Source organism: Streptomyces sp. NPDC001530 (assembly GCF_042894545.1).
Classification (GTDB): domain Bacteria; phylum Actinomycetota; class Actinomycetes; order Streptomycetales; family Streptomycetaceae; genus Streptomyces.
In genome coordinates this window covers 51,634-65,085 of sequence record NZ_JBIAVS010000014.1, presented here as the reverse complement: position 1 = coordinate 65,085, position 13,452 = coordinate 51,634, and the positions used below count along the sequence as shown (strand labels likewise).

Annotated in this window: 15 protein-coding genes and 1 pseudogene; 6 read left to right on the top strand and 10 right to left on the bottom strand. The window is 69.4% G+C overall.

What is annotated here, in order from left to right; genetic code table 11:
- The first annotated feature begins 130 nt into the window (after nucleotides 1-130).
- On the top strand, nucleotides 131-769 hold the full coding sequence (locus ACFY0T_RS28105; protein ID WP_388876155.1) for an endonuclease: 639 nt from the start codon (nucleotides 131-133) through the stop codon (nucleotides 767-769).
- Nucleotides 770-908: 139 nt separating this feature from the next.
- Nucleotides 909-1,508: a DNA polymerase ligase N-terminal domain-containing protein gene (locus ACFY0T_RS28100; RefSeq protein ID WP_388876152.1), complete on the top strand. Its 600-nt coding sequence runs from the start codon at nucleotides 909-911 to the stop codon at nucleotides 1,506-1,508.
- A gap of 227 nt (nucleotides 1,509-1,735) precedes the next feature.
- Here ACFY0T_RS28100 and ligD read toward each other — a convergent pair whose 3' ends face one another.
- From ligD to ACFY0T_RS28070, 6 genes are all read right to left on the bottom strand, one after another.
- Entirely contained in the window at nucleotides 1,736-2,665 is a 930-nt protein-coding gene (gene ligD / locus ACFY0T_RS28095; RefSeq protein WP_388876149.1) for a non-homologous end-joining DNA ligase, read from the bottom strand.
- Nucleotides 2,662-3,018 carry a hypothetical protein gene (locus ACFY0T_RS28090; protein WP_388876146.1) on the bottom strand — a complete coding sequence of 119 codons (357 nt, stop codon included), beginning with the start codon at nucleotides 3,016-3,018 and terminating at the stop codon, nucleotides 2,662-2,664. The genes ligD and ACFY0T_RS28090 overlap by 4 nt, the downstream gene beginning before the upstream one ends.
- Before the next feature lie 83 nt (nucleotides 3,019-3,101).
- On the bottom strand, nucleotides 3,102-3,548 hold the full coding sequence (locus ACFY0T_RS28085) for a hypothetical protein (protein WP_388876143.1): 447 nt from the start codon (nucleotides 3,546-3,548) through the stop codon (nucleotides 3,102-3,104).
- A 281-nt stretch (nucleotides 3,549-3,829) separates the two neighbouring features.
- Nucleotides 3,830-3,997, bottom strand: a complete 168-nt coding sequence (locus ACFY0T_RS28080; protein ID WP_388876140.1) for a hypothetical protein — start codon at nucleotides 3,995-3,997, stop codon at nucleotides 3,830-3,832.
- Between the two features lie 97 nt (nucleotides 3,998-4,094).
- A complete protein-coding gene (locus tag ACFY0T_RS28075; RefSeq protein WP_388876137.1) occupies nucleotides 4,095-4,511 on the bottom strand; it encodes a DUF2267 domain-containing protein in 417 nt (138 codons plus the stop codon).
- 85 nt (nucleotides 4,512-4,596) lie between these two features.
- Nucleotides 4,597-6,573, bottom strand: coding sequence for an aconitate hydratase (locus ACFY0T_RS28070; protein WP_388876134.1), 1,977 nt, complete (start codon nucleotides 6,571-6,573; stop codon nucleotides 4,597-4,599).
- A gap of 176 nt (nucleotides 6,574-6,749) precedes the next feature.
- On the opposite strand from ACFY0T_RS28070, the gene ACFY0T_RS28065 reads away from it, so the two are divergent.
- Nucleotides 6,750-8,039 carry a polysaccharide pyruvyl transferase family protein gene (locus ACFY0T_RS28065; protein WP_388876131.1) on the top strand — a complete coding sequence of 430 codons (1,290 nt, stop codon included), beginning with the start codon at nucleotides 6,750-6,752 and terminating at the stop codon, nucleotides 8,037-8,039.
- Nucleotides 8,017-9,480: an FAD-dependent oxidoreductase gene (locus ACFY0T_RS28060; RefSeq protein ID WP_388876128.1), complete on the top strand. Its 1,464-nt coding sequence runs from the start codon at nucleotides 8,017-8,019 to the stop codon at nucleotides 9,478-9,480. Before ACFY0T_RS28065 ends, ACFY0T_RS28060 begins: the two co-directional genes overlap by 23 nt.
- Before the next feature lie 80 nt (nucleotides 9,481-9,560).
- On the opposite strand, the gene ACFY0T_RS28055 is transcribed toward ACFY0T_RS28060, so the two are convergent.
- Together ACFY0T_RS28055 and ACFY0T_RS28050 are read right to left on the bottom strand one after the other, a co-directional pair.
- The gene (locus ACFY0T_RS28055) at nucleotides 9,561-10,385 is read right to left on the bottom strand and encodes a tyrosinase family protein (RefSeq protein WP_388876126.1); all 825 of its coding nucleotides are present in this window, start codon (nucleotides 10,383-10,385) and stop codon (nucleotides 9,561-9,563) included.
- Between the two features lie 33 nt (nucleotides 10,386-10,418).
- On the bottom strand, nucleotides 10,419-10,787 hold the full coding sequence (locus tag ACFY0T_RS28050; RefSeq protein WP_388876123.1) for a tyrosinase cofactor: 369 nt from the start codon (nucleotides 10,785-10,787) through the stop codon (nucleotides 10,419-10,421).
- Between the two features lie 290 nt (nucleotides 10,788-11,077).
- On the opposite strand from ACFY0T_RS28050, the pseudogene ACFY0T_RS28045 reads away from it, so the two are divergent.
- Nucleotides 11,078-11,420: pseudogene (locus ACFY0T_RS28045) on the top strand (MFS transporter); the annotation flags it as partial.
- Nucleotides 11,408-11,998, top strand: coding sequence for a TetR family transcriptional regulator (locus ACFY0T_RS28040; protein ID WP_388876807.1), 591 nt, complete (start codon nucleotides 11,408-11,410; stop codon nucleotides 11,996-11,998). The pseudogene ACFY0T_RS28045 and the gene ACFY0T_RS28040, both read left to right, overlap by 13 nt.
- A 30-nt stretch (nucleotides 11,999-12,028) precedes the next feature.
- Here the strand turns inward: ACFY0T_RS28040 and ACFY0T_RS28035 are convergent, their stop codons facing one another.
- A complete protein-coding gene (locus ACFY0T_RS28035) occupies nucleotides 12,029-12,655 on the bottom strand; it encodes an alpha-ketoglutarate-dependent dioxygenase AlkB (protein ID WP_388876120.1) in 627 nt (208 codons plus the stop codon).
- Nucleotides 12,656-12,708: 53 nt separating this feature from the next.
- The gene (locus tag ACFY0T_RS28030) at nucleotides 12,709-13,416 is read right to left on the bottom strand and encodes an SDR family NAD(P)-dependent oxidoreductase (RefSeq protein ID WP_388876118.1); all 708 of its coding nucleotides are present in this window, start codon (nucleotides 13,414-13,416) and stop codon (nucleotides 12,709-12,711) included.
- Between the last annotated feature and the right edge of the window lie 36 nt (nucleotides 13,417-13,452).

Below are 13,452 nucleotides of genomic sequence, written 5' to 3'. Positions count from 1 at the left end.
TTACCCCCTGCGCCGCGGCACACCATGCGGTGCGCACGGTGCCTGTGTAGGGCAAGCGGTCGCTCTTATCCGCCCGGGGATTCTCGTCGTGCGCCGTGAACTCCTGTCGGAGAAGGTGAGGGAGTGTGTCATGAGCAAGAAGGACGAGGCCGCAGTTCGGGCACTGCTCGATCAGCATGGCCAGACCTACGCTGCTCAGGCAGGCATCAAGCTGCGGAACACCCCCGCGCCGCTGTACCAGCTCTTGGTGCTCTCACTGCTGCTGTCCGCCCGTATCCGGGCGGACACCGCGGTGGCGGCGGCTCGCGCGCTGTTCGCCGCCGGGATGCGCGATGCCCGCCGGATGGCGGAGGCCACCTGGCAGCAGCGCGTTGATGCGCTCGGTGAGGGTGGCTACCGTCGCTACGACGAGCGGACCTCGAGCCAACTCGGCGCTGGAGCCGAACTGCTCCTGGAGCGGTACAAGGGCGATCTGCGCCGACTGCGCGAGGGCGCAGACCCGAAGAAGTTGCTACAGGAGATCCCCGGCATCGGTCCCACCGGGGTGGACATCTTCTTGCGGGAGGCCCAGGCCGTGTGGCCGGAGTTCTCCCCCTACCTCGACCGCAAGGTGCTGGAAGGGGCGGAGCGACTCGGGTTGCCGACGTCTCCGGAGGCACTGGCGTCCCTCGTAAAGGACGCTGATCTGCCGCGACTGGCCGCAGGGCTGATCCGAACCGCCCTCGACAAACGCATAGCCGAGGAGGTGCGCGGCGCAGCAGCGGCCTGAAGGCAACCCGCTGGGGGATTCGGCGGAGGGCCAGGGATTCACGGGATGACGCCGGGAAGGCAGACGAGGTTTGATCCACCACGGGTTTCCTGCCCGGAGAGACCGGTTTTCCACTCCGGCACGAGAGGAGATGTCGATCATGTCCGCCAAGGCCAGGAGCTCACTGGAGCAGTACCGCTCCAAGCGGCACGCTGACCGCACGCCCGAGCCCATGGGTGGCACCTCGCGCAGGAGCGGCAAGCGGCGGTTCGTCGTGCAGAAGCACGCGGCCACCTCCCTGCACTACGACTTCCGGCTCGAGGCGGGCGGTGTTCTGAAGTCGTGGTCGGTGCCCAAGGGGCCCTCCACCGACCCGCGTGAGAAGCGTCTGGCCCTGCGCACCGAGGACCACCCCCTGGACTACGTCGACTTCGAAGGCGTCATCCCAAGTGGCGAGTACGGGGCCGGGGCGGTCATCGTCTGGGACTCGGGCACGTATCGGAATCTGGCCGCGCGGGAGGGGAAGAAGCTTCCCGTCGCCCAGGGGGTCAGCGACGGGCACGTGAAAGTGTGGCTGGAGGGGGAGAAGCTGCGCGGCGGCTACGCATTGACACGCACGGGCCAAGAGGGCGAAAAAGAGCGGTGGATTCTGGTGAAGACGTCTGACGAGGAGGCCGATGCCCGCCGCAACCCCGTGAGTACCGAACCTGCCTCGGTGCGGACCGGCCGTACCGTGGAGGATGTCGGCGAAGACGCCTGATGACCAGAAGCGGCCTATGATCAGAAGCAGGCGACTGCGGCAACGACCAACGCCGTTGTGAGCGCCGCACCAGCCCCGCTGTGAGTGCCGCAAGCCCCCGGGAACGGGTATCCGGTCCGGTACTCGCAGGCACCGCCGCCGGCTCGCCCTCGCCGTACTGCCCAAGCAGAAGTACCGATGCCGGGGAACCGACGGCCGGCCTGTTCGCGTGCCGCAATACGGGGTCCTCAGGAGGCGTCTTCCTGCACGAGGGCGTTGAGTTGACGCCTGGCCGGCCCCAGGGAACGCCTGCAGCGGCTCAGCCCCGTCCAAGGGTCGCCGTGTCCGGAAAGTCGGTCGGGGAGGGTGCGCAGGGTCCAGTGCCGCGGGCCGATGCGGGGGTCGTCGAGTTCGTCCCATTCGAGGGGGGTGGCGACCGGTGCGTGTGGCCGGGCCCGGACGGCGTAGGGGGCTACCGAGGTCTGGGCGTAGGCGTTGCGCTGGGTGTCCAGGTACAGCCGGCCGCGGCGCTTGTTCTTGCGCACCTCGGTCGTCAGTTTCTCGGGGTGCCGGGCGGCGAGCAGGTCGGCCACCTGCCGGGCGAAGGCACGCGTGGTGTCGAAGTCGGTGCGCCGGTCCAGCAGCAGGACGAGGTGCAGGCCGCGTGAGCCCGTTGTCATCACCGCGGGTCGCAGCCCCAGTTCTGTGGTGAGGAGGTCCCCGAGCTTATGGGCGGCCCAGCGCACGATCTCGAAGTCCTCACCCGGGGGGTCCAGGTCGAAGATCAGCCGGTCCGGGCAGTCGAGCCGGTCGATGCGGCTGAGCCATGGGTGCGGAGTGATACAGGCCTGATTGGCGAGGTAGGCAAGGCTGGCGGCGTCGTCGCACACGGCCATGGTGACGGTCCTGTCCTCTTTGGCGACCTCCTTGCGGTGTATCCAGTCCGGGAAGTAGTCGGGTACGTCCTTGTGGAAGAACGACTTCCCGCCATAGCCGTCGGGGTGGCGTTCCATGGCCATCGGGCGGCCCCGCAGATGGGTCAGCATGGGCCGGGAGACGGTGCGGTAGAAGTCGACCAGTTCGGCCTTGGTGATCCCCTCGTCGGGGAAGAGTTCCTTGTCCGGGTTGGACAGTGCAATCGTTCGACCGCCGACGCGTATCTCGTCCTTCGTGCTCACCGTTTCTCCTTCGGTCTCTCCCGTACCACCTCGGTGGCGGGTTTGTCGCTGCGCAGACCGATGAACCGCGGGTGGCGCAGTTTGCCGTCACGGGTCCACTCGGTGAACGCGATGTCGGCGACCAGCTCCGGACGTACCCAGTGCGCGCCATGCTCGCGGATTTCGCCCCCGGTGAAGGGCTGCCGATCGCATTCCAGCTCGTCCAGGCGCTGTCGCAAGTCGGCCAGGATCCGGCGGTCATAGCCGGTGCCCACCTTGCCCGCATAGCGCAGTCGACCCTGCTCGTGGTGCCCCACCAGCAGTGCTCCGAACCCGGTGCGGCTGCCCTTCGGTTCGGTGAAGCCGCCGATCACCAGCTCCTGCCGCTGCCCGCACTTGAACTTCAACCAGTCCGTGGAGCGACGCGGAACGTAGCGGCTGTCGGCTCGCTTGGCGATCAGCCCCTCCCACCCCCACTCGCACGCCTGGCGCAGGTAGGCCTCGCCGCTTGTGTTGCGGTGCGGGGTGAAACGCAGAGGGAGAAGGAGAGGGCGCGGCGCAACAGCGCCTTGCGTGTGCGCAGGGGCAGGTGGGTGAGGTCGCTGCCGTCCAGGTGCAGCAGATCGAAGACGTAGTAGACGATCGTGATTCCACTGGAGCGGGCAGCATCGGGATCGTGGATGCCCATGCGCTGTTGCAGCCGGGCGAAGCTGGTCCGGGTGCCTTCGAAGGCGACGACTTCTCCGTCCACCACGAAAGCCTCGCACTCTTGCCGGGCGAGGGCTTGGGCCACCTCGGGGTAGGTGTCGTGCAGCTGATCGCCGCTCCGCGACGCCAGCCGAGGATGGTCCCGAGCCCGGAAGCCCAGGCACCGCTCCCCGTCCAGCTTGCGTTCGAAAAGCACCCGGGGTCGGAGAAGTAGTCCTCGGTCAGTGTCGCGAGCATGGGCCATACGGTGCGTGGCTGGGCTGCGGAGCGTAGTGCTGCGCGCTCTTCGGCTGACAGATCGTCAAGCAAACCAGCCATGCCGTTCATCTCTCGCCACGCCGTTCATCCGCCGGTGCCCTGGCCACCGCGTCGACCAGCGTGAAGAACTCCTCATACACGACAGCTCCGTCGGCACCCGGTCGTCCGCCGGGTGCCCCGTTGGCTGACCTGCGCATCACCAGCCCCAACTGTGGCTAATCAGCCGAGTTTCCCTGGGCCCCACTGTTCCGGCCCACCGCCCCGCCACTCGATCAGTCGCGGGTCGTCGATCGTCGTGTCCGCCTCAGGCAGACCTGCACGACGCAGGAACTCGATCAGGTCGAGAAGGCGGTACGCAGTGCCGACGTCCTCGCTCCGGATCGTCACTGGCCTGCCACCCTCTGGCAGTGGAGCGTGCACGATCACAGGCGCATCTTGGGACATGCTCCCAGCCTGCTCTGGATCATCCGGACACGCATCCCGGCTACTGGCCCGGTTCGACTCGTTCGGGCGGTTCGAAGAATCTGGCGTAATCACTGGGGATACGGCTGAGGATGCCCTTGAGCTGCGTGTCGCTGACGGTGTCCGCGATGGCGCCAAGGACGGCCGCGGCGTCGAGGGCGGCCTCTTCTTCGAGTGTGCCTGCCGCCTGTGCGACGCGCGTGACAAATGTACTCACATCCCAAGTGGGCGTTCTCTCTGCTGAGCCGGCGATGAGGGCCTCACCGGCCACGGAGGGGAGCTGAGTGGCCAGCTCCCGCGCCATGGAGCGACCGAGTCGGCGGCCCAGGACGCCGAGGACGGTGTGAACGGCGTCCTCGGCGCATTGGCGGTCGTCGTAGCCGCCGCGCCCCCGGACGGCGGCCAGATACGTCGCGTAGTCGATGACGTGTGTGTCCATGGATGGCCTCCCGTGGCTGCTGGAAGGAGCTGTCCGACGGATCACCGATCAACGTGCGGAATCGTCACGGGATGCTGTGCCGGATTCATTCCGCAGGCCCATGGGCCAGAGCGGGGATGATTCCGCCGGCGAGGACATGTGTCCGCTGGCGGTCCGAGAGTTGGTGGTGCACCGGGTACTCCTCACCCCGGCCGGTGTTCCGCACCCGCAGCGTCGGTGGTGTGCCCTGGGCGAGGGCGGCGTGCAGGCCGTCGAGCCGCAGCCGGTCGCCTCGGGTGATGCGGTCGTAGTCGGCGGGGTCGTCGAATTCCAGGGCGAGTACGCCGAAGTTGGCGAGGTTCTGCCAGTGGATGCGGGCGTAGGACTTGGCGATGACGACGCGCAGCCCAAGGTAGCGCGGGGTGATCGCGGCGTGCTCCCGGGAGGAGCCCTGGCCCCAGTTCTCGCCGGCGACGATGAAGTGCCCTCCGGCGTCCCGGGACTCGGCGGCGCGGTGCGGGTACTCGGGGTCGATGCGTGTGAGCGTGAATTCGGCGAGCTTGGGGATGTTGGAGCGGAAGGGCAGCGCCTTGGCCCCCGCCGGGGAGATCTCGTCGGTGGATACGTCGTCGCCGGCCTTGAGCAGGACCGGGGCCTCGATGCTGTCCGGCAGTGGGTCGAAGTCGGGCAGGGTGGAGATGTTGGGGCCGCGCTCCAGTTCCACCTCGGCGGCCTCGTGCGGCGGCAGAGGTGGTTCGAGCATGGCGGTGTTGATCGTGGCGCGCTCCGGTATGTCCACGGCGGGGTTCTGCGCTCCCTCCCGGGCGGCCCAGTCGCGCGGGTCGGTGATGACTCCGGTGAGGGCGGAGGCTGCCGCGGTCTCCGGGGAGCAGAGCCATACCGCGTCGTCCTCGGTGCCCGAGCGGCCGGCGAAGTTGCGGGGGAAGGTGCGCAGCGAGTTGCGTCCCGCGGCCGGAGCCTGGCCCATTCCGATGCAGCCCAGGCATCCGGCCTGGTGCAGCCGGGCCCCGGCGGCGATCAGGTCGAAAACCGCGCCCGCACGGCTGAGATCCTGGAGGATCTCCCGGGAGGAGGGATTGACGTCGAAGCTGACTCCCGGCGCGGTCTGGCGTCCTCGGACCATGGCGGCGGCGACGGCGAAGTCGCGCAGGCCGGGATTGGCGGAGGAGCCGATCACCACTTGGTCGACACGTTCACCCGCCGCCTCGCGCACCGGCACCACGTTGCCGGGCGAGGAGGGCTTGGCGATCAGCGGCTGCAGGGTGGAGAGGTCGATCTCCTCCTCAAGGTCGTAGCGGGCGTCCGGCTCGGCGCCGATCTCGGTGAAGTCCTGTTCGCGGCCCTCCGCACGCAGGAAGTCGCGCACCGCGGCGTCGGCCGGGAAGACGGTGGTGGTGGCGCCGAGCTCGGCACCCATATTGGCGATGACGTGCCGGTCCATCGCCGTCAGCCCTGCCAGGCCCGGACCGTGGTACTCCAGGATGCGGTTCACCGCGCCCTTGACCCCGTGGCGGCGCAGCATCTCCAGGATCACGTCCTTGGCGCTGACCCATTCCGGCAGGCTGCCGGTCAGCCGTATCCCCCAGATCTGGGGCATGCGCAGATACAGCGGCCGCCCGGCCATGGCCAGCGACACCTCGAGACCGCCCACGCCAATCGCGAGCATGCCCAGGGAGCCGGCGGCACAGGTGTGGGAGTCGGAGCCGGCCAGGGTCTTGCCCGGGATGCCGAAACGCTGCATGTGGGTGGGGTGTGAGACGCCGTTGCCCGGCTTGGAGTACCAGATGCCGAACCGGCGCACCGCCGAGCGCAGGAAGGCGTGGTCTTCTGCGTTGCGCTCATCCGCCTGCAGCAGATTGTGGTCCACGTACTGGACGGAAACCTCGGTCCGCACCCGGTCCAGGCCGAGCGCCTCAACCTCCTGCATCACCAGTGTCCCGGTGGCGTCCTGGGTGAGGGTCTGGTCGACCCGCAGGCCGATCTCCTCACCCGGCACCATCCGCCCCTCCAGCACGTGCTCCCCGATGAGGCGGTGCGCCACCGTGCCAACGGATCGCTGCACGCCGCCCATGCGCCCACCTCCCTGCACATCACGAACCTAGGCATCGCTTCCGCCGGACGATCCCCGGGTACCCGGAATCACGACGGCGACCCGCACCGAAAGCGGCGAGAAGCGATGAAAGGGGGCGATGTCCGGGGCGTTCTGCACCGCGAGCGGCTTGGCATCAGACTGTGAACGTGGGCCTAGGGACAGGCGCCGCGCAAGCGCCCACCATCGGAGTGCTCGGCTCGTACGGCGGCTTCAACGTCGGCGACGAGTCCATCCTGGCTTGCGTGCTCGGTTGCCTGCGCGCCGCACGCCCAGGCGCGCGGTTGGTCGTTTTCAGCAGGAACCCCGCGCACACCAAGGCACATCACACATGCGCGGATCACGTGACGGGCTGGGAGGGGATCAGCCAGCAGCAGATCCGGGAGTCGTTGTCCGGTCTCGACCTGCTCGTCCTCGGTGGCGGCGGGATCCTGTACGACGGAGAGGCCCGCCGCTATCTGCGGCTGGTGGGCGCCGCACAGGACCTGGGCGTGCGCACCTTCGCCTACGCCGTCGGCGCCGGACCGTTGCACGATGCCGAAGACCGGGAGGCCGTACGCACCGTCCTGGCGGAGATGGGTGACGTGGTGGTACGCGACGACGAGTCCCGGCTGGTGCTGGAGGAGGCGGGTCTCGAGCGGGACATCACGGTCACCGCGGATCCCTCCTTGATGCTCGCACCCGATGAGTTCACCGAGCAGATGCTGCGATACGAAGGCATTCCGGCCGACACGCGCCTGGTGACGATGTCCGTGCGGGAGCCCGGCCGGGCGGCTGAGCACCTGGATGTGGCCGACTACCACGCATTGCTCGCCGATGTGGCGGACTTCCTGGTGCGCCGCCTCGAGGCGTATGTGGTGTTCATGCCCATGGAGCGGCAAGATGTGCGCCACGCACACGCGGTCCTTTCCCACATGACGGCGCCGGACCGAGGCCGGATCCTCAACGGCGAGTACGGGCCGGCGCAATTGCTGGGCTTCATGCGGCATGTGGAACTGGCCGTGGGGATGCGGCTGCACTTCCTGATCTTCGCCGCGCTGGCCGGCGTGCCGTTCCTGCCGCTTCCCTATGCCGGGAAGGTCTTCGACTTCGCCCGCAGGCTGGGGGCTCCGGCGTTGGTCGGCGTGGCCAGGGAGCAGGCCGGGCTGCTGCTCGCGGAGGTGGACCGGCTCTGGGACGAGTATCCGAAGCGGCGCGAACCGCTCGCTGCGCGCGTGGCGGAGCTGCGGGAGCTGTCCCGGGTGACGTGCGGACGCTGCGGGGCGCTGCTGGCCGATGTCGAAGTGGCACGGGCCGGGGCCTGGGCCGGACCGGACGAGCCCGGGCAGGGCGCCGGAGTTCCCGCCCCGACACCGGCAGGGTCGGAGGTGGCCGAGCGGAGCGCGGGAGGTCGCGCCCCCGCGGAGGGAGAAGCGGATGCCGATCCTGACACAACCTGACAAGCCCTCTACCGTCGTGCTGCCGCCCCGCGAGGCCGCGTACGCCGGTGTGGCCGACGTGCTCGTGGTGGGCGGAGGGCCGGCCGGGCTCGGCGCGGCACTCGCCGCCGCGGACGCGGGGGCCGACGTGATCCTCGTCGAACGCTACGGATTCCTGGGCGGCAACGCGACGGTGGCCCTCGTCATGCCGCTGATGTCCTTCCACAACGAGATGCAGCAGGCCGAGGAGGGTGACTCCGCCCGTCTGCTCCCCACCGACCACGGCCGGGGCGAGCCGGTGGTCGCCGGCGTGGTGTCCCGGCTGCTGGACCGGCTCGCCCAGCGCGGCGGCGCCATCCCGCCCTCGGTCGAGACCGGCTACACCGTGCCGTTCGACCCCGAGATCTTCAAGCTCGTCGCACTCGACCTGCTGGACGAGGCGGGGGTGCGGCTTCTCCTGCACGCCTTCGCGTCCACGGTCCTGCCACTCGAGGATGCCCAGCGGGTCGTCTTCGAGACCAAGTCCGGCCCGGTCGTGATCGACGCGCAGGTGGTCGTGGACTGCACCGGTGACGGCGACGTGGCGGCGGCTGCGGGCGCCCCGTACGAAATCGGACGGCGCGAGGACGGGCTGGTGCAGCCCATGACACTGATGTTCCGCGTCGTGGACTTCCAGCAGCCGGACTTCGCCGCCTATGTGCGGGAACATCCTGACCAGTGGCGCGGCGTCCATGGCCTGTGGGACCTCGTCAAGGAGGCGACGGAGCACGGCGAACTGGTCCTGCCACGTGAGGACATCCTCTTCTTCGCAACGCCGCACCCCCGCGAGGTCAGCGTCAACAGCACCCGCATCACCCGGGCGTTCGGCACCAGCGTCTGGGACCTCACCCGCGCCGAATACGTCGCGCGCCGCCAGATGGAGCAGATCGACCGCTTCCTGTGCCAGCACGTACCGGGCTTCGAGGGCTCGTACATCGCGCAGAGCGGCGTCCAGATCGGCGTACGCGAGAGCCGCCGCATCCTGGGCGACTACCAACTCACCGGCCACGACATCCTCGCCGCCCAGCACTTCCCCGATGCCATCGCGCACGGCGCCTACCCCGTCGACATCCACAACCCCCGCGGCACCGGCACCACGCTGCGGCGCGTGCCGCGCGGCAAGATGTACGACATCCCGCTGCGCTGCCTGATGCCCAGGGACACCGAGCGGATGCTGGTCGCCGGCCGGTGCATTTCCGGTACACACGTGGCCCACTCCTCGTACCGCGTGATGCCCATCGCGATGGCGACCGGGCAGGCCGCAGGTGTGTGCGCGGCCCTCGCGGTACGCATGGGCCGCAACCCGCGGAAGGTCCCGGCAGCTTGGGTCCAACGCGAACTCGTCAAGCAGGGCGCCTACCTACGTGAAGGGATCAGCGCGGAATCCGGCTCGGTCCCGCAGGGCCCCACGGCGTTCCCTTGAGGTCACTTGATTTTCCGCGACGTCCGGGGAGTCGGGGGGAAGGCCGGCAGCCCGTAAGCCGGGACCCGAGGCGGCCGTGGTCAGGCGGTGTCGAAGGTGTAGTGCGCGGTGTGGTCCAGCAGGTCCGCCGGGCGGACGTTGTTCCACGGCTTCATCGTCTCGTTGAGGTCGACGACGTCGGGGGTGCCGGCGAGCGGCAGGTAGCCGGAGGCGGGGTGGCGGCGCTGCCACTCGGCCCACAGCTTGTCTATGTAGGCGTGGTGGAGCCAGAAGACGGGGTCGTTGGGGGAGACTCCGGTGGCCATCTGACCGCCCACCCAGACGTGGACCCGGTTGTGCAGATTGACGCCCCGCCAGCCTTCGAGGTGATTGCGGAAGCCGTCCGAGGCACTGTTCCACGGGGCCATGTCGTACGTGGCCATGGCGAGCACGGACTCCACCTCGGCGCGGGTCGGCAGCTCCCGGCTGCCGCCCCCGAGCGATCTGCGCAGATACGTACGGTTGTCGACGCGCACGTTGATCGGCCAGTTGCCCGACGAGGCCGCGAACGGGCCGTCCATCACCCGGCCGTCCAGGCTCCGCCCGGTGCCGCCGAGGAAGTCGGGCGCCCACAGCGACGAGCGCGTCGTACGGTCGGTGCTCCAGTCCCAGTACGGCAGTGCGACCGAGGGGTCCACGGACTGCAGTGCCTGCTCGAACTCGATGAGGAATCTGCGGTGCCAGGGCAGGAACGACGGTGAACGGTGGCCCGTCCGCTCGCCGTTGTCGGTGTCACCGAGGATGAAGGCGTTGTGCGTCGTGACGAAGGCGTCGTACCGGCCACTGCGCTTGAGCTGCACGAGCGCGTCGACGAAACGCCGCTTCTCGTCGGCGGTCAGGCTCGCCTGGTTCTTGCGTACGGTCATGTGCGGGACTCCACGATGTGCTTGCGGGACGGGTCAGTTGGCGTTGAAGGGGATGAGCGGGGCCCCTTGCAGCTCCACCACCGCGGCGCGGGCGGCGGCGCGCGGGGTGGACACGGGGTCGTAGTGGCTGACGACGCTGATCCAGCTGCCGTCGGCGTTCCGCATCACGTGCAGCTCCACGCCGTCGATGAACACGGCGTATCCGGCGCCGTGATGGTGGCCGCCCCCGCTGACGGGGCGGCCCTCTATGCGGCGGCCCCGGTAGACCTCGTCGAAGGCTTCGGGTCCGCCGTGATGGTGTTCGGCGGCGGACGCCACGTGTGCGGCGAGGGCCTGGGAACCGGCCACGGCGGCCAGCGCGGCCGCGGCCCCGAGGGCACGGCGACGAGTGAGTTCCGGCATGCGGAGACCTCCAGTAATCAGCTGTGTTGACGACCCGATATGCCTATCGGGTCGTCAAAGAGCGGGAGAAATCGCCGAATGTCGGTTGGCTGTGATCCAGACAATTAAGTAAATGTCGTGCAAGGTTGAACGAAGATGATCTTGCCGCTGGAGGGGGCTCGCGGTCCACCGGAACGCGAAATTCCTCCCGTTGGGCGGCCTGCTGTGGATGATCTTGTCGGGCTGACTCGCGGTGAGTGGTGCGGCTCACGCCCGCAAGGTGACGTGAACTCCACCGGCCATACGCCCCGCTGCTGGGTGGCGTCGCTCTCTGGAGAATCCATGGCGGCCCTGCGCGATCGAGTGGCGGTCCCTGTCCTGGCGTTCGGCGGGATCCTCATGGCCGTCATGCAGACGGTGGTGGTGCCGTTGCTGCCGGACCTGCCCCGGCTGACCGGCGCCTCGGCGAGCGCGGTCTCGTGGATGGTGACCGCGACGCTGCTGTCGGGAGCGGTGCTGACCCCGGTGCTGGGCCGCGCGGGAGACATGTACGGCAAGCGGCGCGTGCTGCTGATGGCCCTCGGGATGATGACGGCGGGGTCGCTGCTGTGCGCCCTCACCTCGGACATCGGCGTGGCCGCATCCTCCGCCGCCCCGCCGCCCCGCCGCCCCGCCGCCCCGCCCCGCCGCGCCGCGACGCCGAGGCGACGAAGGCGGCCATCCTGCGCGCGGCCCGCCATCTGCTGGCCCGGCACGCCCACGCGGACATCACGCTCGAGGCGGTCGCCGACCGGGCGGGGGTGAGCGCGCCGCTGATCCTGAAGTACTTCGGCAACAAGGACGCGTTGTTCGCGCGCGTCATGTCCTTCGAGTCCAACGCCGACGCCCTGCTGGACGCGCCGCTGGAAGACCTCGGCCGCCATATGGTCCGCCATCTGCTCGAGGGCCAGACTCAGCGGGGCGCCGACCCCATCCTGCGGATCGTCTTCGCGCCGCTCCAGGGCGAGCAGGGCGACATACTGCGCGCCAACTTCCGTACCCAGGTCAGCGAACGCCTGGCCGAGCGCCTCACCGGGCCCGACGCGGGCCTGCGCGCCGAGCTCGCCGTCGGCACCCTGCTCGGCCTGGGCGTGATGTACGGCATCGCCCGTGGCACCCACCTGCGCGCCACCACGATCGACGACATCGTCGACCGGTACGCCCCGACGGTGCAGACCCAGCTCACGCCGTGAGGCGAGGCGCTACCGGTTCCCTGGGCGATATCAGTTCACCCCGTGCGGCCGGAACTGGATGCTGATCCGCGGTCCCGCCGCCCGCGCCGTCTTGGGGATGGCGTGCTCCCAGGTGCGCTGGCAGGAGCCGCCCATCACGATCAGGTCCCCGTGTCCGAGCGGGCGCCGCACGGTGTGTCCGCCGCGGCGGGGGCGCAGCAGCAGATCGCGCGGGGCGCCCAGGGACAGGATGGCGACCATGGTGTCCTCACGCGCGCCCCGGCCGATCCTGTCCCCGTGCCAGGCCACGCTGTCGCGGCCGTCGCGGTAGTAGCAGAGCCCGGCCGTGGTGAACGGCTCGCCCAGCTCTTCGGCGTAGTGCGCGGACAGTGCGTCCCGTGCCTCGTCCAGGATCGGATGCGGCAGCGGGTCGTCGGCACGGTAGTAGGCGAGCAGCCGCGGTACGTCCACCATGTGCTCGTACATCTGCCGCCGCTCCGCCCGCCACGGCACATCGGCCGCGAGCCGGGCGAAGAGCGCGTCGGCACCGCCGAGCCAGCCGGGCAGCAGGTCGATCCAGGCACCGTCGCCCAGCGTGGTCCGGCGCATTCCGTTCAGCGGACTGAGGTGGAGCTCGTCGGTCTGGTCGAAGAGCGAGCCCTGGAGGTGCGTGGCCATGCGACCAGCGTACCTCTGTAATCGAATATGTGTTCCATAACCTTCTGTGTCGCCTACCAGGGGACCGGCCCGGCGGCATCGAAGTAGCCGCCGGTGGGTCCGTCGGGGCCGATCTGTGCCATGCGCACGGCGATCTCGGCGCCCTGTTCGACGGTCTGGATGCCGGTGTTCCCGTTCAGGTCGGTCTTGGTGAAGCCGGGCTCCACCGCGTTGATCCGCATGTTCGGGAACGCCTTCGCGTACTGCGCGGTGATCATGTTGACCGCGGTCTTCGACGCCGGATAGGCGACGCCCGGGTAGTGGTACGCCGGGGTGTCGGGGTCGGTGACGAGGGCCATCGAGCCCAGGCCGCTGCTCACGTTCACCACGACCGGGGTGGCGGACCGCTGGAGCAGGGGGAGGAACGCGTGGGTCACGCGCACCACGCCGAAGACGTTCGTCTCGAACACGGAGAGCATCATCTCGGCGGTCACGTCCGCGGGGCCGACCACGGTGTTCCCTTCACCGCGCCCTTCGATGCCGGCGTTGTTGATCAGTACGTCCAGTCCGCCGTCTGCCTCGATGGTCTTCGCCGCGGCGGTGACGGAGGCGTCGTCGGTGACGTCGAGGACGACCAGCCGCACCCCGAGTTGTTCGGCTGCCCGGCGCCCGCGCTCCGGGTCCCGGCTGCCGATGTAGACGGTGTGGCCCGCGGCGATGAGTTGGCGTGCGGTCTCGAAGCCGAGACCCTTGTTCGCTCCGGTGATCAGTGTCGTCGTCATGTCTCCATGATCCGGCGGAGCCCCGCGGTCAGCCAG